At 71.5% G+C, this 22066-nt stretch carries 17 protein-coding genes and 1 pseudogene; 11 read left to right on the forward strand and 7 right to left on the reverse strand.

Annotated elements, in window-relative coordinates:
• Positions 1 to 253: 253 nt before the first annotated feature.
• The gene (locus EF387_RS41770) at positions 254 to 994 is read right to left on the reverse strand and encodes a glycerophosphodiester phosphodiesterase (RefSeq protein WP_128381838.1); all 741 of its coding nucleotides are present in this window, start codon (positions 992 to 994) and stop codon (positions 254 to 256) included.
• An 11-nt stretch (positions 995 to 1005) separates the two neighbouring features.
• Positions 1006 to 2160 carry an adenosine deaminase gene (locus tag EF387_RS41775; protein WP_476691253.1) on the reverse strand — a complete coding sequence of 385 codons (1155 nt, stop codon included), beginning with the start codon at positions 2158 to 2160 and terminating at the stop codon, positions 1006 to 1008.
• Between the two features lie 72 nt (positions 2161 to 2232).
• Between EF387_RS41775 and EF387_RS48940 the strand changes: the two genes are divergently transcribed.
• Positions 2233 to 3546 (forward strand): DUF4190 domain-containing protein, encoded by a 1314-nt coding sequence (locus tag EF387_RS48940; protein WP_238432000.1) that lies wholly within the window; start codon positions 2233 to 2235, stop codon positions 3544 to 3546.
• A gap of 23 nt (positions 3547 to 3569) precedes the next feature.
• Here the strand turns inward: EF387_RS48940 and EF387_RS41785 are convergent, their stop codons facing one another.
• A complete protein-coding gene (locus EF387_RS41785; RefSeq protein ID WP_202918540.1) occupies positions 3570 to 4157 on the reverse strand; it encodes an NADAR family protein in 588 nt (195 codons plus the stop codon).
• 201 nt (positions 4158 to 4358) lie between these two features.
• Between EF387_RS41785 and EF387_RS41790 the strand changes: the two genes are divergently transcribed.
• The 6 genes from EF387_RS41790 to EF387_RS41815 all read left to right on the forward strand — a co-directional run bounded on the left by EF387_RS41790 (position 4359) and on the right by EF387_RS41815 (position 11653).
• On the forward strand, positions 4359 to 5903 hold the full coding sequence (locus EF387_RS41790; protein WP_128381841.1) for a gamma-aminobutyraldehyde dehydrogenase: 1545 nt from the start codon (positions 4359 to 4361) through the stop codon (positions 5901 to 5903).
• Positions 5904 to 6016: 113 nt separating this feature from the next.
• Positions 6017 to 7270, forward strand: coding sequence for a polyamine ABC transporter substrate-binding protein (locus EF387_RS41795; RefSeq protein WP_128381842.1), 1254 nt, complete (start codon positions 6017 to 6019; stop codon positions 7268 to 7270).
• Positions 7271 to 7275: 5 nt separating this feature from the next.
• Positions 7276 to 8445, forward strand: coding sequence for an ABC transporter ATP-binding protein (locus EF387_RS41800; RefSeq protein ID WP_162467315.1), 1170 nt, complete (start codon positions 7276 to 7278; stop codon positions 8443 to 8445).
• Positions 8445 to 9374 (forward strand): ABC transporter permease, encoded by a 930-nt coding sequence (locus EF387_RS41805; RefSeq protein WP_128381844.1) that lies wholly within the window; start codon positions 8445 to 8447, stop codon positions 9372 to 9374. The genes EF387_RS41800 and EF387_RS41805 overlap by 1 nt, the downstream gene beginning before the upstream one ends.
• Positions 9375 to 10175, forward strand: a complete 801-nt coding sequence (locus EF387_RS41810) for an ABC transporter permease (RefSeq protein WP_128381845.1) — start codon at positions 9375 to 9377, stop codon at positions 10173 to 10175.
• 59 nt (positions 10176 to 10234) lie between these two features.
• Positions 10235 to 11653 carry an NAD(P)/FAD-dependent oxidoreductase gene (locus EF387_RS41815; protein ID WP_128381846.1) on the forward strand — a complete coding sequence of 473 codons (1419 nt, stop codon included), beginning with the start codon at positions 10235 to 10237 and terminating at the stop codon, positions 11651 to 11653.
• A 101-nt stretch (positions 11654 to 11754) separates the two neighbouring features.
• Here EF387_RS41815 and EF387_RS41820 read toward each other — a convergent pair whose 3' ends face one another.
• Positions 11755 to 12363 (reverse strand): phosphatase PAP2 family protein, encoded by a 609-nt coding sequence (locus EF387_RS41820; RefSeq protein ID WP_338058157.1) that lies wholly within the window; start codon positions 12361 to 12363, stop codon positions 11755 to 11757.
• 488 nt (positions 12364 to 12851) lie between these two features.
• On the reverse strand, positions 12852 to 14186 hold the full coding sequence (gabT, locus tag EF387_RS41825) for a 4-aminobutyrate--2-oxoglutarate transaminase (protein ID WP_128381848.1): 1335 nt from the start codon (positions 14184 to 14186) through the stop codon (positions 12852 to 12854).
• Between the two features lie 517 nt (positions 14187 to 14703).
• Between gabT and EF387_RS41830 the strand changes: the two genes are divergently transcribed.
• The 3 genes from EF387_RS41830 to EF387_RS41840 all read left to right on the forward strand — a co-directional run bounded on the left by EF387_RS41830 (position 14704) and on the right by EF387_RS41840 (position 20403).
• On the forward strand, positions 14704 to 16896 hold the full coding sequence (locus tag EF387_RS41830; RefSeq protein WP_238432002.1) for an ATP-binding protein: 2193 nt from the start codon (positions 14704 to 14706) through the stop codon (positions 16894 to 16896).
• A gap of 85 nt (positions 16897 to 16981) precedes the next feature.
• Entirely contained in the window at positions 16982 to 18727 is a 1746-nt protein-coding gene (locus EF387_RS41835; RefSeq protein WP_128381849.1) for a PucR family transcriptional regulator, read from the forward strand.
• 230 nt (positions 18728 to 18957) lie between these two features.
• Positions 18958 to 20403, forward strand: a complete 1446-nt coding sequence (locus EF387_RS41840) for an aldehyde dehydrogenase family protein (protein ID WP_128381850.1) — start codon at positions 18958 to 18960, stop codon at positions 20401 to 20403.
• A gap of 103 nt (positions 20404 to 20506) precedes the next feature.
• On the opposite strand, the gene EF387_RS49540 is transcribed toward EF387_RS41840, so the two are convergent.
• On the reverse strand, positions 20507 to 21088 hold the full coding sequence (locus tag EF387_RS49540) for a carbohydrate-binding protein (RefSeq protein WP_128381851.1): 582 nt from the start codon (positions 21086 to 21088) through the stop codon (positions 20507 to 20509).
• A 28-nt stretch (positions 21089 to 21116) separates the two neighbouring features.
• On the opposite strand from EF387_RS49540, the gene EF387_RS41850 reads away from it, so the two are divergent.
• Complete coding sequence (locus EF387_RS41850) at positions 21117 to 21302, forward strand: glycoside hydrolase family 12 protein (RefSeq protein WP_420802694.1); 186 nt, start codon at positions 21117 to 21119, stop codon at positions 21300 to 21302.
• Here EF387_RS41850 and EF387_RS41855 read toward each other — a convergent pair.
• Positions 21287 to 22047: pseudogene (locus EF387_RS41855) on the reverse strand (glycoside hydrolase family 31 protein); the annotation flags it as partial. The gene EF387_RS41850 and the pseudogene EF387_RS41855 overlap by 16 nt on opposite strands.
• Positions 22048 to 22066 lie beyond the last annotated feature (19 nt).

The following is a 22066-nucleotide window of genomic DNA, read 5'->3' on the forward strand; positions in this document are numbered from 1 at the left end:
GCATCTCGCGGATGCACTCCGATTCTGTGGACATGGAACCCTAGGAAGTCCCATCATCCCAGCTCAGAGGGCATCCGCGTCTTCATGTCCAAGCCCTGGACCGGCTATTGCCCGGTGGATCGAGGCTTAGGGCTTGCCGGGATGCAACTTGCGTGCTCCGGGTCTTGACACTGCAGCTCAGGACAGATGCTCGCCGACGATTTATTTCCCGGCAAGCCCTTAGTCTCCTTGTCCCCCGGAGCTCCCGGACGGGTCAGCCTCCGGTCGAGTCAGCTCCCGCACGAGCCGCCGCAGGAGCCCCCGCACGCAGGCCGTGCAGGACGTCCACGCGGTTCGTCGTGATTGAGTCGACGCCGGCGTCCAGGAGGCGGCGCATCGAGCGGCGGGTGTCCGGGGTCCAGACGGAGAGCAGGTGGCCGTCGCGGTGGACGCGGTCCGTGAGGGCGCGGTCCACCAGACCGAAGCGGTAGTTGAGCCAGCGCGGGCGCACCGTGTCGAGCAGCGCGGGGCGCGGGGGCGCGAGGCTCGTCCAGGTCAGTGCTATCTCGGCCCGCGGATCGGCGGCGCGGACCGCGAGCATCGTGGACGGCCCCGCGCAGTAGTACACCCGGTCCGCCGCCCCGCAGTCGCCGACGACGCCGACGATCGTACGGATCGCCGCCGCGTCGACCGGCCCCGGGAGGTCCACCAGCACCCGGTTCTCCTTGGTGGCCTCCAGTGCCTCGGCGAGCGTCGGCACTCCGCCGCCGGTCAGGCCGTTCGCCTCGGCGAAGGACAGGGCGGCCAGCGGCCGGTCGTGCCCCCACAGCCGCTTCAGCGTCGCGTCGTGCAGCAGAACGGGGACGCCGTCCCGGGTCGACCGGACGTCGAACTCCACCGCGTCCGCGCCTCGGTCGAGCGCGGACCGCAGCGACGCGATGGTGTTCTCACGGAAGCGATAGGGATCGCCGCGGTGGGCCACGGCCGTGATGGTGCGCTGGGGCATGGCCCCCATTGTGCTCGGTGTCAGCGGGCGAGCCACGCCGAGGTGTGGTCCTCGATCTCGGACACCAGCCTCGCCTTGCCAGCGGCGTCGAGGAACGACGCATCCACGGCGTTCCGGGCGAGGTCCGCGAGGCCGCGTTCGTCGAGGTCGAGGAGGCGGGCGGCGACCGTGTACTCGTTGTTGAGGTCCGTGCCGAACATTGGCGGGTCGTCGGAGTTCACGGTCACCAGGACACCGGCCCGCACGAACTCCTTGATCGGGTGTTCGTCGAGGGTGCGCACCGCGCGCGTGGCGATGTTCGAGGTCGGGCAGACCTCCAGCGGGATCCGCCGCTCGGCGAGGTGCGCCAGCAGTTTCGGGTCCTGCGCCGAGCTGGTGCCGTGGCCGATGCGCTCGGCGCGCAGTTCGGTCAGCGCGTCCCAGACCGTCTCCGGCCCGGTGGTCTCGCCGGCGTGCGGGACGGAGCGCAGCCCGGCAGCGATGGCCCGGTCGAAGTACGGCTTGAACTGCGGCCGCGGCACGCCTACTTCGGGCCCGCCGAGCCCGAACGACACCAGCCCCTCCGGGCGCAGCCTGTCGTCGGTGGCCAGCCGCGTGGTCTCCTCGGCCGCTTCGAGACCGGCCTCGCCGGGGATGTCGAAGCACCAGCGCAGTACGACGCCCAGCTCGGCCTCGGCCGCCTTGCGGGCGTCCTCTATGGCGTCCATGAACGCGCGCGCCTCGATGCCGCGGCGGGTCGACGAGTACGGGGTGATCGTCAGCTCCGCGTAGCGGACCTGCTGCCGGCCGAGCTCGCGGGCGACCTCGTAGGTGAGCAGCCGTACGTCCTCGGGGGTGCGGACGAGGTCGACGACCGACAGGTACACCTCGATGAAGTGGGCGAAGTCCGTGAAGGTGAAGTAGGCGGCGAGGGCCTCGGGGTCTACGGGGACCCGGGAGTCGGGGTGGCGGGCGGCGAGGGCGGAGACGATGCGCGGGGAGGCGGAGCCGACGTGGTGCACATGGAGTTCGGCCTTGGGGAGCCCTGCGATGAAGGCCTGCAGGTCCCGTGGGGCGCGGGGGGTGTGCTCGGTGCGGTGGTCGGTCAAGGGGTCCTCCCCGGAAAGGGCGCCGCGCGGTCCGGTCTGCGGGCCGGTGCGGCGCGGGTGATCGGCTGATCGGTGGTGCGGAGACATCGTAGGGCGCGCTCGTTGATGATCAGACCGGGCCGTACCATTGCCTGGTCTGCAACGGGAGGGGACCCGCGTATGTCCGACGACGCGCAGGAACGCACCGGCGACCCCTGGGCCCCACCCGAGCAGCGCGCCACTCCGGACCCGCGCACGCCCGCACCGAAGGCTTCCCTCGACGGGTCCGCCGTGCCGGATGCCACCCCACCCCGGGGGTCCTGGCCGGAGGCGGAGACGGGGACGGACGCGGACGCGCCGCAGGAGACGACCCAGTACGGGGAGGATGTGGCGGGCGTTTCGGAGACCGCCTGGGAGACCGATCGGATCGTGCCGGACCCCGCCCCGGCGGCCGGCTCCACCCCCCGGCCCTGGGCTGCCCCCGCCGGACCCGCCGGCGGCTCCACCCCTCAGCCCTGGGCGGCCACCTCCGCACCCTCCAGCGACTCCTCCGCGCCTCCCAGCCGCCACTCCGCACCCCCGAGCGGCCCCCCACAGCGGGGCAGTTCCGGTACGCCGAACACATCGGACAACCCCTTCGCGGCGCCGACCGGACCTGGAAACGGTGCCTCCGGTGCCTCCGGTGCCTCCGGTGCCTCCGGTGCCTCCGGGGTTTCCGGCTCGGCGGACAACCCCTTCGCGTCTCCGACCGGACCGGGAAACGCTCCCTCCGGTGCTCCCGGCAAGGCGGACAACCCCTTCGCGCCTCCGGCCGGACCTCCCTCAAGCGCCACCCCGGCCCCGCACTCCTTCGCGCCACCGGGCGGCACGCCGCCCGCGGACCCCTTCGCGCCGCCCAGCGGCACCTCGCACGCCGGCCCGCCCTTCGCCCGGCCGGGCGCCGTCCCGCCCGGCGAACCCGTTCCCCCGCCGCCGATCTCCCCGGACGGGCCCGGGCAGGTCCCCTACGGCTACCCCGCGTACGGCTACCCGGGATACGGCTACCCCGCGTACCCGGCCCCCGGCGGACAGCCCGGCTACCACCCAGGTCCCCCCGGCCACCACCCAGGTCCCCCCGGCCACCATCAAGGCGGCCCCGCCCACTACCAGGGCGCCCCCGGCACCCCGGCCTACGGCTGGCCCGCCATGCCGGTGGCTCCGAACAACGGCCTGGGCACCACCGCCATGGTGCTCGGCATCATCGCGGCCGTGGGCTTCTGCCTCTGGCCGGTGGCGATCGTCCTCGGCGTCCTCGCGGTCGTCTTCGGTGTGATCGGCAGCAGAAGGGTCCGCCGGGGCGAGGCGACCAACGCCGGTCAGGCCATGACCGGCATCATCTGCGGGGTCATCGGCATCCTGCTGGGCGTCATGATGATCGGCCTCATGTACGCGACGTGGGGTGACGAGCCCGATGAGCCGCCGACGGAAGAGGGCTACTCGGCGGCCCGGTCGTAGACCGGGCCCTCCCGCAAGGCGGTTCAGCCGACCTCGCTCGGCAACTGTCGGCCGACCTCGCTCGGCAACCGCTCCCGGGCCGCCATCAGCGCGAACCCCAGCAGGTTCAGCCCCCGCCACCGCTCCGGATCCCCGGCTCGTTCGTCGTCCGCCGCCAGGCCTATCCCCCAGACGCGGTCCATGGGGCTGGCCTCCACCAGCACCCGCTCACCCGTGCCGCGCAAGAAAGCCCCCAACTCGGGGTCCGACGCGAACTTGTGGACGCTGCCCTCGACCACGATGCCGTAGCGCTCGCGCTCCCACACCGTGTCGTCGAAGCCGCGCACCAGGCGGCCGGCCTTCTTCGCCAGGGCGGGGTTCGGCGCCTGTAGAGCGCGGCGCTCCGCCTCCGCGTCCTGGAACAGGCGCGCCTTCGACGCCATCATCCAGTGCTCCGCCGTCGCGTACGACACCCCGTCCACCGTGAACGGCGACGGCCACCACTGGCTGAGACAGCTCGGTCCCAGCCGCCCGTCCGGCCGGGGCCGGTGCCCCCAGAAGTGCAGATACTTGACGCGAGTCCCCGAACGGACCGCGTTGACCAGCGACTCCACCGACTCGATCTTCCCCATGCCCGTCAGTGTGGCAGCCGCCACTGACAGTCCGTCCCGCGTTTTCGGCCCCGACTCGACACTCAGCCGACAGATTCCGTCGCGTAATCAAAAGGCAACAACGGAATCACTTGTTGGAGTGGCCTGATTCTGTCAGGATCGGCACTCAAATCGAGCTGAAGCTACGTCATGGTCTGCGTGGACGCGGTGGAGGAGAGCGACATGGAAAACCGTGGCGACAGCGCCCGAGGCACCCGGGACCAGGCGCTGCGACACGTACGCGAACACTTCGCCGACGGTGCCCAGTACATCGCGGGCCGCCCGGCCAAGGGGACTTCCGGCCGTACTCACACGGTGGTGGATCCGGCCACCGGCGACGAGATCCACACCTACGAACTCGCCGGAGCGGACGACGTCGACTCCGCCGTCGCCGCCGCCCGAGACGCCTTCCCCCTGTGGTCCGCCGCCACCCCCGGCGAGCGTTCCGACGCCCTGCACCGTTTCGCCGCCGTCCTCGCCGACCGCGCCGGGGAGTTCGCCCTGGCCGAGTCCCTCCAGTGCGGCAAGCCGCTCAAGCTCAGCCGGGAGTTCGACGTCCCCGGCACGATCGACAACACCGCCTTCTTCGCGGGGGCCGCCCGGCATCTCCAGGGCCAGTCCGCGGGCGAGTACTCCGGCGACCACACCTCCTACGTGCGCCGCGAACCCATCGGCGTCATCGGCTCGATCGCGCCGTGGAACTACCCGTTGCAGATGGCCGCCTGGAAGATCCTCCCGGCCGTCGCCGCGGGCAACACGATCGTCCTCAAGCCCGCCGAACTGACCCCCCTGACCTCGCTCCTCTTCGCCGCGTCCGCGACCGAGGCGGGCATCCCCGACGGTGTGATCAACATCGTCACGGGCACCGGCGGACAGGCCGGTGAGCGCCTGGTCGCGCACCCGGACGTCGCCATGATCTCCTTCACCGGCTCCACCCCCGTCGGCAAGCGGGTCGCCGAGATCGCCACCGGTACCGTCAAGCGCCTCCACCTCGAACTCGGCGGCAAGGCCCCCTTCGTGGTCTTCGACGACGCCGACATCGAGGCCGCCGTGCACGGCGCGGTGGCGGGCGCGCTGATCAACACCGGCCAGGACTGCACGGCGGCCACGCGCGCGTACGTGCAAAGGCCCCTCTACGAGGAGTTCGTCTCCGCGACCGCCGACCTCATGGCGACCGTCCGGCTCGGCGACCCGTTCGAGCCCGGCACCGACCTGGGCCCGTTGATCTCGTACGCGCAGCGCGACCGCGTGGCCGGTTTCGTCGACCGGGCGCGCACGCACGCACGCGTGGTCACCGGCGGCGCCGCCCCACAGCACCTGAAGGGCGCCTACTACCTGCCCACGCTGATCACCGACGCCGCGCAGGACAGTGAGATCGTCCAGTCGGAGATCTTCGGCCCCGTGCTCGTCGTGCTGCCCTTCGACGACGACGATGACGGCATCGCGCTCGCCAACGACACCCCGTACGGGCTCGCCGCCTCCGCCTGGAGCCGCGATGTGTACCGGGCGGGCCGTGCGACCCGGGAGATCCGGGCGGGCTGCGTCTGGATCAACGACCACATCCCGATCATCAGCGAGATGCCGCACGGCGGATACCGGGCGTCCGGCTTCGGCAAGGACATGTCCGCCTATTCCTTCGAGGAGTACACCCAGGTGAAGCACGTCATGTTCGACAACACCGCGGTGGCCCGCAAGGACTGGCACCGCACGGTCTTCGGGGACCGATAGCCCGCCGCCGCCGCCGTCGGCGGCGCGCCGCCGACGGACCGCCGCACACACCGGGGGAACGACCGCCACCTCGGGCGCTGACCAGGCCCCCCTGACGAAAGGCCACCACGCGCATGGAGCAGAACGAGCCCGAACGCCTATCCCCGGCCCAACTGGCCGCCATGCGGCGCAGTCTCACCAGCGGGAGGGCCGCCCTCACCCGTCGGTCGCTGCTGCGGGCGTCCGCAGGCGGCGCACTGGTCGCCGGCGGGCTCGGGGCGCTCACCGGCTGTGGCATCCCCGCCGCCGGCAAGACCCAGGGCGGTGTTTCCGCCGAGGACCACTCGGCCAAGGAGAAGACGGTCAACTTCTCCAACTGGACCGAGTACATCGACATCGACGACAGCGGAAAGCGTCACCCCACGCTTGAGGCCTTCACCAAACGCACCGGCATCACGGTCAAGTACACCGAGGACATCAACGACAACAACGAGTTCTTCGCCAAGATCAAACCGCAGCTCGCCGCAGGCCAGGACACCGGCCGCGACATCATCGTCCTCACCGACTGGCTCGCCGGCCGGCTGATCCGCCTGGGCTGGGCGCAGAAACTGGACCCGTCCAACCTGCCGCACGCCTTCGCCAACCTCTCCGACCAGTTCCGCAGCCCCGACTGGGACCCGGGCCGCGCCTACTCGTACCCCTGGCAGGGCATCTCGACGGTCATCGCGTACAACAAGAAGGCGCTCGACGGCGCCGAGGTGAAGTCGGTCTCCGACATGCTCGACAACCCCAAACTCAAGGGGCGCGTCGGCTTCCTCACCGAAATGCGCGACACGATCGGGATGACCCTGCTCGACATGGGCAAGGACCCGGCGAAGTTCACCGACGACGACTACGACGCCGCCATCGCCCGCCTCCAGAAGGCCGTCGACTCGCAGCAGATACGCCGCTTCACCGGCAACGACTACACCTCCGACCTCACCAAGGGCGACTTCGCGGCCTGCATCGCCTGGGCCGGTGACGTCGTGCAGCTCAAGGCCGACAGCCCGGACGTCGACTTCATGATCCCCGACAGCGGCTATCTGACGTCGAGCGACAACATGCTGATCCCCAACAAGGCACGTCACAAGACCAACGCCGAGCGGCTCATGGACTACTACTACGAGCCCGGACCGGCCGCCGAACTCGCCGCGTACATCAACTACGTGACCCCGGTCGAGGCGACGAAGGTGAGGCCCTACCTCGCGAAGATCGACCAGAGCGCGGCCGACAACCCGCTGATCATTCCCGACCAGTCCATGGCCGCGAAGTCCCGTGCCTTCCGCTCGCTGAGCCAGAAGGAAGAGACGGCCTACGAAGCCAAGTTCGCGAAGCTCACAGGGGCGTGACGATGATGACGACAGAAGCCGGCGGCGACGTCCGCCTCTCCGGGATCAGCAAGACGTACGGCTCCTTCACCGCCGTGCACCCCCTCGACCTGACCGTGCCGCAGGGCTCGTTCTTCGCGCTCCTCGGGGCGTCGGGCTGCGGCAAGACCACCACCCTGCGCATGATCGCAGGCCTGGAGGAACCCTCCTCCGGAACCGTCCGGTTGGGCGAGCAGGACGTGACGGCGCTGCCCCCGTACAAGCGGCCGGTCAACACCGTCTTCCAGTCGTACGCCCTCTTCCCGCACCTCGACATCTACGAGAACGTCGCCTTCGGCCTGCGCAGACGCGGTATCAAGTCGGTGAAGAAGCAGGTCGGGGAGATGCTCGAACTGGTCCAGCTCGGCGAGCAGGCACGCAAGAAGCCGCACCAGCTCTCCGGCGGCCAGCAGCAGCGCGTCGCCGTCGCCCGCGCCCTGATCAACCACCCCAAGGTGCTCCTCCTCGACGAGCCGCTCGGCGCCCTCGACCTGAAGCTGCGCCGCCAGATGCAGCTGGAGCTCAAGCGGATCCAGACCGAGGTCGGCATCACCTTCATCCACGTCACGCACGACCAGGAGGAGGCCATGACGATGGCCGACACGGTCGCCGTGATGAACGCGGGCCGCGTCGAGCAACTCGGCTCGCCCGCCGACCTCTACGAGAACCCGCGGTCAACGTTCGTCGCCAACTTCCTCGGCACCTCCAACCTCATCGAGGCCGAGGTCGACACCAGGAAGGGCGACGACATCGTCGTCAAGGCCGGCGACTGCAAGCTCACCCTCCCCGAGTCCCGCTGCTCGGCGCCCACCACGACCGGCGGCGAGCTTCTCGTCGGCGTACGACCCGAGAAGATCTCCCTGGCCCACGCCGACGACGCGGGCGGGATACCACCCGGCCGCAACCGCATCACCGGGAAGATCGCCGACAGCAGTTTCATCGGCGTCTCCACCCAGTACGTGATCGACAGCCCCGTGTGCCCCGAGTTCGAGGTGTACGTGCAGAACATCGACCGGGACACGAGGCTGGTGCCCGGCACCGAGGTCGTCCTGCACTGGAATCCCGCGCACAGCTTCGGCCTGGACGCGTCCCAGTCCCCGCTGGCCGGCACAACCGGCGCGGCGGACACCCAGGCGGTAGGGGAAGAGGCGGCCTGATGTCGACCCTGACCGAGGCGCCACCGCCTCTCGCGCCCCCCGCGCCCGAGCAGAAGCCGCCGCGCGGGCGCGGCCGGCTCGTCCCCTACTGGCTGCTGCTGCCCGGCATCCTGTGGCTGCTGGTCTTCTTCCTGATGCCGATGGTCTACCAGGCCTCCACGTCCGTGCAGACGGGCTCCCTGGAGGAGGGCTACAAGGTCACCTGGCACTTCGCGACCTACTGGGACGCGCTCGCCGAGTACTGGCCGCAGTTCCTGCGCTCGGTGCTCTACGCCGGCACCGCGACCGTCCTGTGCCTGCTGCTCGGCTATCCGCTCGCCTATCTGATCGCCTTCCGCGCGGGCCGCTGGCGCAACGTCGTGCTGATCCTCGTCATCGCGCCGTTCTTCACCAGCTTCCTGATCCGTACGCTCGCCTGGAAGACGATCCTCTCGGACGGCGGCCCGGTCGTCGGCGCCCTCAACACACTGCACGTCCTGGACGTCACCAACTGGCTCGGCATCACGGCCGGCGACCGCGTCCTCGCCACCCCCCTCGCGGTGGTGTGCGGCCTCACGTACAACTTCCTGCCCTTCATGATCCTGCCGCTCTACACCTCACTGGAGCGCATCGACCCACGGCTGCACGAGGCCGCCGGCGACCTGTACGCGAGGCCCTCCACAACCTTCCGCAAGGTGACCTTCCCGCTCTCCATGCCGGGAGTCGTCTCCGGCACCCTGCTCACCTTCATCCCGGCGAGCGGCGACTACGTCAACGCCGAACTCCTCGGTTCCACGGACACCCGCATGGTCGGCAACGTCATCCAAACGCAGTTCCTGCGGGTCCTGGACTACCCGACGGCCGCCGCCCTCTCGTTCATCCTGATGGCCGCGATCCTCATCATGGTCACGCTCTACATCCGCAGGTCCGGCACGGAGGATCTGGTTTAAATGACCTTCGTCAACTGGCTCAGACGCCATCTCGTCGTCATCGCGGGACTGCTGACGCTCGGATACCTCCTCCTTCCGAACGTCGTCGTCACGGTGTTCTCCTTCAACAAACCGAAGGGCCGATTCAATTACGAGTGGCAGCGGTTCTCCGCGGACGCCTGGAAGGACCCCTGCGGGGTCTCCGACCTGTGCGGCTCGCTCTCCGTCAGCCTGCAGATCGCGTTCTGGGCGACGCTCGGCGCCACCGTCCTCGGCACGATGATCGCCTTCGCGCTGGTCCGCTACCGCTTCCGCGCGCGAGGGGCGGTCAACTCACTCATCTTCCTGCCGATGGCGATGCCCGAGGTCGTGATGGCGGCCTCCCTGCTGACGCTCTTCCTCAACCTGGGAGCTCAACTCGGCTTCTGGACGGTCCTGATCGCCCACATCATGTTCTGCCTCAGCTTCGTCGTCGTCGCCGTCAAGGCAAGGGTGATGTCGATGGACCCGAGCCTGGAACAGGCCGCGCAGGATCTCTACGCCGGGCCCGCGCAGACCTTCCTCAGGGTCACGCTGCCCCTCGCCGCGCCCGGAATCGCGGCGGGCGCGCTGCTCGCCTTCGCTCTCTCCTTCGACGATTTCATCATCACCAATTTCAACGCGGGCTCGCTCGTCACCTTCCCCATGTTCGTCTGGGGCTCGGCCCAGCGCGGAACGCCCGTCCAGATCAATGTCATCGGCACCGCCATGTTCGTCGTCGCCGTTCTGTTCGTCCTGGCGGGAATGCTGATCGGCAACCGCCGCAAACGGCAGAAGGCGTGAACCCGTGGCCGGGTGACACCGGCCCCGAAGCCTCTGAGCCTCTGTAGGGAGTTGACATCATGGCCCCCAGCGCCATGAACCGTTGGACGAGATCACTCTCCGACGCCCAGCCGGTCCCGTACTGGCTGGACGACCCGGAAAAGCCCCGCCCCGAACCCGCCCTCACCGCCACCGACACCTGCGACCTGCTGGTCGTCGGCGGCGGCTACAGCGGACTGTGGACCGCGCTCCTCGCGAAGGAGCGCGACCCACGGCGCGAGGTGGTGCTCCTGGAGGGCCGCGAGGCGGGCTGGGCCGCCTCCGGCCGCAACGGCGGCTTCTGCGCCGCGTCCCTCACCCACGGCCTGGCCAACGGCCTGGCCCGCTGGCCCGACGAGATCGAGCGCCTCCAGCGGCTCGGCGACGAGAACCTCGACGGGATCGAGGCCGCTGTCGCCCGCCACGGCATCGACTGCGACTTCGAACGCACCGGCGAGATCGACGTCGCCACCGAGCCTTACCAGGCGGCCGAACTGCGGCAGTGGTACGAGGAGACCGCCCGCCGGGGCCTCGCCGACGGCCTGGAGTACCTGGACACCGACGCGGTGAGGGAGCAGGTCGACTCACCGACGTTCCTCGCCGGACTGCACGACCGGCGAGGCGTCGCGATCCTCAACCCGGCCCGGCTCGCCTGGGGCCTGAAGCGGGCCTGTCTGCGGCTCGGCGTCCGCATCCACGAGCACACGCCGGCGCTCGACCTGAAGCCGTACGGCGCCGGCATGGCCGTCCGCACCCCGTACGGCCGGGTCCGCGCCCGCCGCGTGGCCCTCGGCACCAACGTCTTTCCCAGCCTCGTACGGCGTGTGCGTCCGTACACCGTCCCCGTCTACGACTACGCGCTGATGACCGAACCGCTCACCGACGGCCAACTGGCGTCGATCGGCTGGAAGAACCGCCAGGGCCTCGGCGACTCGGCCAACCAGTTCCACTACTTCAGGCTGTCCGCCGACAACCGGATCCTGTGGGGCGGCTACGACGCCGTCTATCCGTACGGCGGACGAGTGCGCGCCGAGTACGACAACCGGCCGGAGACCTACGCCAAGCTCGCCGGGCACTTCTTCCGCTGCTTCCCGCAACTGGAGGGCCTGCGCTTCACCCACGCCTGGGGCGGCGCGATCGACACCTGCTCACGCTTCTCGGCGTTCTTCGGGACCGCGCACAAGGGACGGGTCGCGTACGCGGCCGGCTACACGGGGCTCGGCGTCGGCGCGACCCGCTTCGGTGCCGCCGTGATGCTCGACCTGTTGTCGGGCGAGCGTACGGAACGCACGGCGTTGCGGATGGTCCGCACGAAGCCGGTGCCGTTCCCGCCCGAGCCGTTCGCCTGGACCGGTATCGCGCTCACCAAGTGGTCGCTGGCCCACGCCGATGCCCATGGGGGGCGCCGGAACCTGTGGCTGCGGACTATGGACCGGCTGGGGATGGGGTTCGACAGCTGAGACTGTGGGGATGAGGGCTGAGGGCCGCAACCTGAGAGCCGCAACCTGAGGGCGGCTAACGGTTAATGGTCACCGGCCAATGGCCCTGGGCCAGGGCATGGCTACCGCTGTCGAGCGGGCTGCACGGGCTTCGGCCCGCGGCTTCGGCCGAACCCCGCGACCACCATGGCGAGCGCGGTCAGCAGCATCGCGCTCAGCAGCCAGCTGCCCACGACGTCCAGAGCCCAGTGATAGCCGTGCCGCACCAGCCCGAAGCCGACACCCGCGTTCAGCACCCCACAACCGGCGGTCAGTACGCGCCGGACGCGGCGGCCGTCGCACCAGGGGAGCAGGAGCAGGGCCGCGGCGCCGTACGCGATCGCGGCCGTGGCGGTGTGGCCGGAGGGGTAGAAGCCGCTGCCGTCCATGCCGGGCGGCGCCGGACGGTCGACCAGGGCCTTCAACGGGGCGACCACGGCCGGAACCGCACACATCACCACCGTGCCGGCGAGCGCCGACAGCCACCAGCGGTCCGCACCGGACCGCCGGGCACGCCAGGACGTGTACAGCACGGCGACTGCGAGGACGGGTACGGCGACGGTGAAGTTGCCCAGGTCGGAGAGGAATCCGGAGAACCCGTCGGGGTCCGCGAGTGCCGTGCTGAACCGTTCGTCGGCCCGGCGCACCGGCCCACCGGCGGCGACCTGCCAGGTGACCAGAGCGAAGACCACTGCGCACAGGCCGAGCAACGGAAGAACCCCGCGGAGCCCGCGGGGTGGGAGAAGGAGGAAGGTCGGCCGCCCCGGAACAGGGGGGGTAGTTCCGAGGCGGCCGTCCAGATCGGTCGGCCGCGCGCCCCGGGGGGTTTGGGGCGCTCGGCGATCCGATCGGTGAGGAGATCCGGAACTGGAAGCTCCGGTGGTGTGCGCGAGGGCACGACCAGGGCGAAGCTGGGGAGGCCCCGTCCTGGTGTCGCCCACAGTCCCCTGTGGGCGGGGTGTTTCTCTCATCTGGTGTAGAACCTACGGCAGCGAGTCGGCCCGCGACACCCGGAATGGGGCCCCGCCATCCACCTCGCACACCTTCTTCACACGCTCTGCCGGTCACCCCAGGTCACGGCACCGGTACCGGATGACGTTCACACATGTCAGAGCACATACGGAATCCGCCGGGGCGCCCGCGAGACGGCTCTTCGCGCGCTCACGAGCGCCCGGCGCGCTCAGATGCGCGCGAGCGCCTGCTCGATGATGTCCAGGCCCTCGTTCAGCAGGTCGTCGCCGATGACCAGCGGCGGCAGGAAGCGCAGCACGTTGCCGTAGGTGCCGCAGGTCAGGACCAGCAGCCCCTCCTGGTGGCAGGCCTTGGCCAGCGCCGCCGTGGCTCCGGGGTTGGGCTCCTTGGTCGTACGGTCCTTGACCAGTTCGATGGCGATCATCGCGCCACGGCCGCGGACGTCGCCGATGACGTCGTACTTCTCCTGCATGGCGGCCAGCCGCGGCTTCATCGTCGACTCGATCGCCTTGGCGCGGGCGTTGAGGTCGAGTTCCTTCATGGTCTCGATCGAGCCGAGCGCACCGGCGCAGGCCACCGGGTTTCCGCCGTAGGTGCCGCCCAGGCCGCCCGCGTGCGCGGCGTCCATGATCTCGGCGCGGCCGGTCACCGCGGCGAGCGGCAGACCGCCGGCGATGCCCTTGGCGGTGGTGATCAGGTCGGGCACGACGCCCTCGTCCTCGCAGGCGAACCACTGGCCCGTGCGGCAGAACCCGGACTGGATCTCGTCGGCTACGAAGACGATGCCGTTGTCCTTGGCGAACTTGGCGAGCGCCGGCAGGAAGCCCTTCGCGGGCTCGATGAAGCCGCCCTCGCCGAGCACCGGCTCGACGATGATCGCGGCCACGTTGTCCGGGCCGACCTGCTTGGTGATCTGGTCGACGGCCTGCGCGGCGGCCTCGGGGCCGCAGTTGTCCGGGCCGGTCGGCCAGCGGTAGGCGTACGCCATCGGCATGCGGTACACCTCGGGCGCGAACGGGCCGAAGCCGTGCTTGTACGGCATGTTCTTCGCTGTCAGCGCCATGGTGAGGTTGGTGCGGCCGTGGTAGCCGTGGTCGAAGACGACGACGGCCTGCCGCTTGGTGTACGCGCGGGCGATCTTCACGGCGTTCTCGACGGCCTCGGCGCCGGAGTTGAACAGCGCCGACTTCTTGGCGTGGTCGCCCGGTGTGAGCTCGGCCAGCGCCTCGCAGACCTCCACGTAGCCTTCGTACGGCGTGACCATGAAGCAGGTGTGGGTGAAGTCGGCGAGCTGCGCGGAGGCCCGGCGTACGACGGCCTCGGCGGAGGCGCCCACGGACGTCACCGCGATGCCGGAGCCGAAGTCGATCAGCCGGTTGCCGTCGACGTCCTCGATGATCCCGCCGCCGGCCCGCGCGGTGAAGACCGGCAGCACGGAGCCCACGCCCTGCGCGACCGCGGCGGTGCGGCGAGCCTGCAGCTCCTGCGACTTGGGGCCGGGGATGGCGGTGACGACACGGCGCTCCTGCGGCAGTGCACTCATGAGGGGCTCCCTGGGGTCTGGGTCTGTGTGGGGGGTCTCGCGGACGGGCCGGTTTCGGACGCCTCCTTTCGCAGGCTAGGCCCGGCGAGGGCGGCCGGGCATGCACCGTTTGGGAGTGGTCGGGGTGTGTCCTTGTCCGTGGCGGCCATAGGACCACGAAGTGATCTTGTGCCGATTGACGAAGCCGACGCGCGGCACGACGCGAGACGCGCCGAGCCCCGGTGCGCCGTGTCGCCGCGCACTCCGGCCCGGCGAGCGATGGACGGCATCCGACGGGGCATTACATTGACACGGGTATCGGGTAGGGAGCGACGCTCAGGGGGCCAGGGCCATGGACAGGGACCGCATGCCGGACGCGCGGGACACCGGGCCGAATCCGCTGTCCCACCCGGCGGTACCGACGTGGGCGCCCGCGCCGGGGTGGGGGAGGCCGAATGCCTCTGCCGGTTCGCCGTGGGTCTCGGGGCCGGAGTCCGCGGCGGGGCCCGCCCCTGGGAGTTCGGTGGAGGGGGCGGGTATGCCCGGCCGTCCGTCCGGGGCGCCGGACCCGTTCGCTCGTATGTCCTCGGGGGCGCGGGACCTGCCCGACCGTCCGTCCGCGTCCCCGGGCGTGCCCGGTCCCGCGTCGGAGTCCGCCCGGGTCCCCGTACCGTCCGCGCCACCCGCCGCGCCCCCGCGTCCCAGCCGGGCCCCGAGCGCCCAAGGCGGGCCCGACGGCTCCGACTTCCTCTCCTGGCTGCGCGCCCCCCGGCCCGAGGCCGCGCCCGGTGTCTGGCGGTTCCGGTATCGGCCGCGGCCCGCCGAGGAGCCCGAGACCGTTCCGGCGCGGCAGTTGCTCAGCGGGGCGCTCATCGCCTTTCTTGTCGGGTGGCTCGTCTGGTCGTTGCTGTGGAACGGCTACCTCGGTGGCTGGTGGCTGGTGCCGCTCTACGCGATGATCCCGGACTCCTGGGCGCAGCCCCACTCCTTCACCGCGGTGGTCGTCGTCTACGCGTACTACGTCCTCGTCGCGCTCGTCATCATGGTCGCGGTCGGGCGGCTGGGCCGCTGGAGTGAGATCTGGCGGCGGTACGGGCCGCCCGCCTGGCGCAGGACGACGACACCAACGCAAGGGCCGCCGCCCGCGCCCGAGGAGGACCCGGCGCAGTGGCCCCAGTTGCGGGCCGCCGGTGCCACGGACGCCGCCGAGAAGCTCGCCGCTGAAGCCCGCGCGGGGCGGATGCGCGATGTCGACCTCGCCCGGATCAACCGCGCCTGGCAGGGCGTGCGCAACGGCCGGCACTCCCTCGCCCAGTTCGTCGGGGCCGTGCTCAAGGATGGTGCCGCTGCTTGTCTGCACCCCTCCGGAGCCCGTGACCTGCCCGGCCGGCTCGCCCAGCACGACCTGGTCACCGGCCAGGTACGCATCGGTACCACCGCCGACGACCGGCGCAACCCCTATGCCTACCGCGGCGCCGGTCTCGCTCTCGGCCCCGATCTGCTCGGCACCTCCCTGGTCGCCGTCGGCCCCCCGGGGTCAGGCAAGACCGGGAACGTGGTCTGGCCGCTCGCCGAGTCGCTCTGTCTGCAGGCGCTCGCCGGACGCGCAGCCGTGGTCGTGGTCGGCGCGGCGGGCGCGGGTCTCGGCCCGTCGGACGCGTACGACGTCGTCGTTCGGATCGGCCACCCGGACTCCGTCTACGACCTCGACCTCTACGGCGGGACCACCGACCCCGACGAGGCCGCCGCCGTCCTCGCCGAGGCGCTCGTCGGCGATCTCGCCGACCCGCACCCGGGCAGCGACAGCCGCCGCTCCACCACCGTCCTCGCCCAGGTCCTCGGACCCTTCCGGGCCGTCCACGGACGCTTCCCCTCCGTTCCGGAGCTGCGCCGGCTCCTCGACGGCGACCCGGGCCCGCTCGGCGCCCTGCGGGAGGCACTGGAGGAGACCGGGCAGGAGTCGCTGCTGCGTGAACTCGACGCCCGCGTACGGCAGTCGGGGCATCCCGGAGACGTGGGCGGCACGCTCGCCGACCGGGTCGCCCTCCTCGACCGGCCCGCCTTCGCCTCCTTCTTCGACACCTCCGGGCAGTCCCGGCCCTTCTCCCTGCGCGCCCTCGACCACCCCGTCCGCGTCCGCATCGACCTGCCCGAACGCGGCCACGCCGACGCCTCACGGATCCTGGCGCGTCTGGTGCTCGCCCAGTTCACGGCGAGCGCGGCGGTACGCGAGGACCGCTCCCTCTTCGCCTGCCTGGTGCTCGACGACGCCTCCGGTGTCGTCACCCCGGAAGCGGTGCGCGGCATCCAGCGGCTGCGGTCCGCCAACGCCGGGACCGTACTGACCCTGCGGACCCTCGACGACGTGCCCCGGCCGCTGCGCGGACCGCTCCTCGGAGCCACCGGCTGCCGGATGGCGCTGTCCGGGCTCACCCCGTGGGACGGGCAGGACTTCGCCGAGGTGTGGGGCAAGGAGTGGACCGAGGCACGGGACGTCACCGACCGGCAGATCATCGCCGAGACCCCGGCCGGCAAGGCAGTGCACGTCCTGCGCCGAGTGATCACCGGCAAGGCCCCGACCGCCCGCGCGGTGACCGTGCGGCAGGTCGAACGTGAACGCTGGTCGGCGTCCGAGCTCGCGCATGCCGTGCCACCCGGCCACGCGGTCCTCTCGCTGACGACCGTGCGCGGGGAACTCGCCCCACCACTCCTGGTGGACCTCAGGCGCTAAAGCCCGACATGCTCCGCCGCCCCTTACAGTGAGGCAGAATCGGTAAGGGTTGCTCATACACGGCGGACAAAAGATCGAAGGTTCCATGGCGCCCACGCTCGCCTCGCTCGTGCACCACTCCGCGCTCAAGCTCACCGTGCGGGCGGGCGAGGACCGCCTGGACGTGCCCGTCCGCTGGGCGCACGTCAGCGAACTCGCCGACCCCGTGCCCTACATGGAGGGCGGGGAGCTGCTGCTGATCACCGCGCTCCAGCTGGACGCAGAGGATCCCGAGGCCATGCGGCGGTATGTGAAGCGGCTGGTGGGAGCCGGGGTCGTGGGGCTCGGCTTCGCCGTCGGGGTCAACTACGACGAGACCCCGAAAGCGCTCCTCGACGCGGCCGAGCAGGAGGGGCTGCCGCTGCTCGAAGTGCCCCGGCGCACACCCTTCCTCGCCATCACCAAGGCCGTCTCCGCGGCGATCGCCGCGGACCAGTACCGCGCCGTGACGGCCGGGTTCGCGGCCCAGCGCGAACTGACCAGGCAGGCGCTGGGCGGCGGGCCCGAGGGGCTGCTGTCCGCGCTCGCCGCACAGGTCGACGGCTGGGCCGCGCTCTACGACGCCTCTGGCGCCGTCGTCGCGACCGCGCCCGAGTGGGCCGCCCGGCGGGCCGCGGAACTCACCGCCGACGTGGAGCGGCTGCGGGAGCGGCCCGCACCCGCCAGCGCCGTGGTCGCGGGCGAGGACCGTGACCGGGTGGAACTGCACTCACTGGGCACCGGACGACGGCCCCGGGCCGCGCTCGCCGTGGGCACGGCCGCCGCACCGGGCACGGCCGAGCGCTACGCCCTGCACTCCGCGATCGCCCTGCTCACCCTCACGACCGAACGCTCCGGATCGCTGCAGGCCGCGGAACAGCGGATCGGCGCCGCGGTACTGCGGATGCTGCTGGCCGGGGAGCCCGACCACGCGCGGGCGGTGGCCGGCGACCTGTACGGGGACCTGCTCGACGCGCCGTTCCGGCTGCTGATCGCCGAACCCGCGCCGGCCCTCGCGGGGGAGGACACCGGGCGGGATCCGCTCGGCGCGCCGGCCGACCTGGCCGACGTCGTCGAGTCGGCCGCGGCGCGCGCCGGGGAGGCCGTGCTGGTGGTGCCCGAAGGGGCGAAGGGGGAGCGGCTGGTGGTCCTCGCCATGGACGGCGGCGCGGCGGTGGCGGCGTGCACGCAGTACGCGCGAGGGCTGGAGACGGCGGCGCGGTCCGCCCCCGCCGAGCAGACCGCCGCTGCTGCCGCGTCCGGGGCCGCTGCCGCTTCCGGGGCTGCTGGCGGTTCCGCCGCCGCTGCGGCTTCCGGCGCTTCCACCGTTTCCGCTGTTTCCGCTGTTTCCGATGCTTTCCGTGTTTCCGGCCATGGTGGAGCGCTGGTGGTGGGGATGTCCGCGCCCGCGGGGCCGATCGCGGCGGCGGCCGCTTACAAGCAGGCCGAGCAGGCGCTGTCGGTCGCCCGGCGGCGGGGGCGGTTCCTGGTGGAGCACGAGCAGGTCGCCGCGGGATCGGTGGTGCCGCTGCTCGCCGACGACGCGGTCCGGGCCTTCGCGGACGGGTTGCTGCGCCCCCTGCACGAGCACGACGCGACGGGGCGGGGTGATCTGGTCGCCTCGCTGCGGGCGTGGCTGGCGCGGCACGGTCAGTGGGACGCGGCGGCGGCGGACCTGGGGGTGCATCGCCACACGTTGCGGTACCGGATGCGGAGGGTCGAGGAGATCCTCGGGCGGTCGTTGGAGGATCCGGATGCGCGGATGGAGCTGTGGCTGGCGTTGAAGGCGACGGCCGCGGTGGGGCCGGGGTAGGCCCCCTTGGGACGGGAGGGGACGGGACGGGGACGGGTAGGGGCGGCGGGGGCGAACACCTTGCCCCGGCTCCGAGTGACCCGCAACCACCACGCCAATCCGGCCAGCGCCCCGCCCCCACTACTCCACCCCGGACAAACGACCCGCCGCCCCTCCCGCCCTACCGTGGACCGAGAAAAGCAGACCAGGGAAAACAAGCGCACCCCACCGCGGAAGGGCCGGAACCCGACATGACTTCCACCCACGCCTTCTGGCTCGCCGGCCGCCAGGCCACCGGCGAGGCCGCCTTCGACGTCACCTCCCCGTGGGACGGGCGTCTCGTAGGCAAGGTCAGCGTCCCCACCGACGCCCAGGTCGAAGAGGCCGTCGCCGCCGCGCACGCCGTGCGCGACGAGTTCGCCGCCACCCCGGCCCACGTCCGCGCCGCCGCCCTCGACCACGTCAGCCGCCGTCTCGCCGAGCGGACCGAGGAGATCGCGCAGCTGATCTCCGCCGAGAACGGCAAGCCGGTGAAGTGGGCCCGCGGCGAGGTCGGCCGCGCCGTCTCCGTGTTCCGGCTCGCCGCGGAGGAGGCCCGCCGCTTCAACGGCGGCGAGGCCCAGCGGCTCGACACCGACCCCGGCGGCCAGGGCAGGCTCGCGTTCACCCGCCGCTTCCCCAAGGGAGTCGTCCTCGGTATCGCGCCTTTCAACTTCCCGCTCAACCTGTGCGCCCACAAGGTCGCACCGGCCATCGCGGTGGGCACGCCGATCATCCTCAAACCCGCCCCCGCGACCCCGCTGAGCGGTCTGATCCTCGGTGAACTGCTCGCCGGGACCGACCTTCCGGCGGGCTCCTGGTCGGTGCTGCCGGTCGCCAACGACAGGATGCCCGCCCTGGTGCAGGACGAGCGCCTCCCCGTGATCTCCTTCACCGGCTCCGACAAGGTCGGCTACGCGATCATGGACTCGGTGCCGCGCAAGCACCTCACCCTGGAGCTGGGCGGCAACGGCGCGGCGGTCGTGCTCGCCGACTACGCCAGCGACGAGGACCTCGACTGGGCGGCCACCCGTATCGCCACCTTCTCCAACTACCAGGGCGGCCAGTCCTGCATCTCCGTGCAGCGGGTCATCGCGGACGCGTCCGTCTACGAGCGGCTGCTGCCCCGTGTGGTCGCCGCCGTGGAGGCACAGGTCACCGGTGACCCCTCGGACGACGCCACCGACGTCGGGCCACTGGTCAGCGAGGACGCGGCCAAGCGGGTCGAGGCCTGGGTGGAGGAGGCCGCGAAGGCCGGTGCCCGGGTCCTCACCGGCGGCAAGCGCGACGGCGCCTCGTACGCGCCGACCGTCCTCGCCGACGTGCCCGCCGATGTGACCATCTCCTGCGAGGAGGTCTTCGGACCCGTCCTCACGATGCAGCGGGTCGACGGTGAGGCCGCCGCCTTCGCCGCCGTCAACGACTCCAAGTACGGCCTGCAGGCAGGGGTGTTCACCCATGACCTGCAGACCGCCTTCCGTGCCCACCGCGCCCTGGAGGTCGGCGGCGTCGTCATCGGCGACGTGCCCTCGTACCGCGCGGACCAGATGCCGTACGGCGGTGTGAAGCAGTCCGGTGTCGGCCGGGAGGGCGTCAGGTTCGCGATGGAGGACTACACCTACGAGCGGGTGATGGTGCTGACCGGGCTCGACCTGTGACCGCCCTCTGAGCACCCGCACCGGGGAACGTGCGAAGGGGCCCGGCACCGGAGCGATGCAGTGCCGGGCCCCTTCCCCCTCGGTGCCGGCCTGCTCCGGACCCTCAACCGGAGAAGCCGACCCGCGCCAGCCGCAACGGGCCGCGCAGCCGCAGGCGCAGATCGTGGACGCCGGAGACCCGGGCGGCGGCGGCCCCGACGATCACGTAGTCGTACGGACCCGCCGTCGCGGGGACGTCGATGGTCGCCAGAACCTCACCGCCGGCCAGGGACAGCTCGACCGAACCCTCGCCCGCCGCCTCCACCGCGACCACCGTCGCACCGCCACCGAGGACCCCGTCCCCGAGGCCCGCGTCCCCAAGGCCGCCGTCCCCGAGGTCGTGGTCCGCGAGGCCGCCCTCCCACGGGCCCCCGTCCCCGAAGTCACAGTTCTTGAACAGCAGTTCACCCCTGCCGCCGACCAGTGGCGCCACCGCGTCCCCCGACACCTTCGTGCGGTCGACGATCTCCGTGTTCCGCTGCTCGTCGAAGTCCACGCCGTTCAGGCCGAGTTCGGCAACGGGGCGCGGGGCGGCGGGAGTTCCGTCCAGGTGGAGCGTCGAACGGAGCCTGATGTCCTCGCTCGACGCGCCGACGAGCACGTCGTACGCACCCGGCTCGAGCCGCCGTCGGCCGTGTGTGGACATCTGGGACACGGACCACGACTACGAGATCATGCTCTGGGTCAACCACAACGGCGCCGTAGGCGCGCTCGGCGACTACCAGGGCAACGCCACCCTCGGCGGGCACAACTGGGGCGTGTACAAGGGCCGGGTCAACAACCAGGACGGCTCGTACCACGACGTCTTCTCGTTCCTGCGGACCTCCGACTCCACCTCGGGCACTGTCACCGCGCTGTAGCGCCGCTGGGCGTCGGCCGGGGTGCCCGCGGCGATCCAGTAGTCGATCTGCCGGGCGGAGTCGGCGACCCAGCGCGTACCGTTCTCCGCCAGCTCGACGCGGCCGATCGCCGGGTTGTTCCACAGCAGGGTGTAGCCGCGGCTGGAGGTGAGGACCGGGACGGACACCTCGGCGTTGCGCTGCACCAGGTCCAGGACGACGCCCTTCTGGTCGAGCCGCCCGTGCTGGTGCTGGCCGAGTCCGTACAGCTTCTCGCCCTCGTACGCGGCGAAACGCTGCTCCAGGCGGTGGTGGCCGTGACCGACGGCGGTGTGGAGGCGGGAACCCGGCCACCAGAAGTGGGCGCGTTCCTCGGCGAGCAACTCACCGCCGTCGGTGGTCCGCACGAAACGGATGAGCCCTTCGGCGTTGACCTCCACGGTCAGCGAACCGACGGTCAACTGACCGTGCCCCCTTCGACCTTCACGGTGCTTTCGGTGCTCGGCGGGTCGTCGAGCAGGGCGCCGGGCACCCCTTCGAGGACCGGACCGCCGAGCCGGGCCCGGACCCGGACGGCGTCCGGGCCCCACGGCTCGACACGCACGGTCTCCTGCCGCCCGCTCCACTCCAGAGCGCCGTCGCGCTCACGGAACGTTCCGACGGTGGGCGACGACTGGGCGAGGCTGACCACACCCTGCTGCGGGGAAGTGCCCTCGGGGTGGGGCGTGCGGTGCTCCTGTGGCTGCTTCTCGGCGGACTGATTCACGACGAGTGCTCCAGGAGTA

The sequence above is a fragment of the Streptomyces cavernae genome (assembly GCF_004023625.1).
Taxonomy (GTDB): domain Bacteria; phylum Actinomycetota; class Actinomycetes; order Streptomycetales; family Streptomycetaceae; genus Streptomyces; species Streptomyces cavernae.

Coding starts and splice junctions, on each gene's coding strand:
- EF387_RS41770 (WP_128381838.1), bottom strand. CDS start 994: ATGGGGGCCATGCCCCAGCGCACCATCACGGCCGTGGCCCACCGCGGC.
- EF387_RS41775 (WP_476691253.1), bottom strand. CDS start 2,160: ATGTCTCCGCACCACCGATCAGCCGATCACCCGCGCCGCACCGGCCCG.
- EF387_RS48940 (WP_238432000.1), top strand. CDS start 2,233: ATGTCCGACGACGCGCAGGAACGCACCGGCGACCCCTGGGCCCCACCC.
- EF387_RS41785 (WP_202918540.1), bottom strand. CDS start 4,157: ATGGGGAAGATCGAGTCGGTGGAGTCGCTGGTCAACGCGGTCCGTTCG.
- EF387_RS41790 (WP_128381841.1), top strand. CDS start 4,359: ATGGAAAACCGTGGCGACAGCGCCCGAGGCACCCGGGACCAGGCGCTG.
- EF387_RS41795 (WP_128381842.1), top strand. CDS start 6,017: ATGGAGCAGAACGAGCCCGAACGCCTATCCCCGGCCCAACTGGCCGCC.
- EF387_RS41800 (WP_162467315.1), top strand. CDS start 7,276: ATGACGACAGAAGCCGGCGGCGACGTCCGCCTCTCCGGGATCAGCAAG.
- EF387_RS41805 (WP_128381844.1), top strand. CDS start 8,445: ATGTCGACCCTGACCGAGGCGCCACCGCCTCTCGCGCCCCCCGCGCCC.
- EF387_RS41810 (WP_128381845.1), top strand. CDS start 9,375: ATGACCTTCGTCAACTGGCTCAGACGCCATCTCGTCGTCATCGCGGGA.
- EF387_RS41815 (WP_128381846.1), top strand. CDS start 10,235: ATGGCCCCCAGCGCCATGAACCGTTGGACGAGATCACTCTCCGACGCC.
- gabT (WP_128381848.1), bottom strand. CDS start 14,186: ATGAGTGCACTGCCGCAGGAGCGCCGTGTCGTCACCGCCATCCCCGGC.
- EF387_RS41830 (WP_238432002.1), top strand. CDS start 14,704: ATGCCCGGCCGTCCGTCCGGGGCGCCGGACCCGTTCGCTCGTATGTCC.
- EF387_RS41835 (WP_128381849.1), top strand. CDS start 16,982: ATGGCGCCCACGCTCGCCTCGCTCGTGCACCACTCCGCGCTCAAGCTC.
- EF387_RS41840 (WP_128381850.1), top strand. CDS start 18,958: ATGACTTCCACCCACGCCTTCTGGCTCGCCGGCCGCCAGGCCACCGGC.
- EF387_RS49540 (WP_128381851.1), bottom strand. CDS start 21,088: ATGTCCACACACGGCCGACGGCGGCTCGAGCCGGGTGCGTACGACGTG.
- EF387_RS41850 (WP_420802694.1), top strand. CDS start 21,117: ATGCTCTGGGTCAACCACAACGGCGCCGTAGGCGCGCTCGGCGACTAC.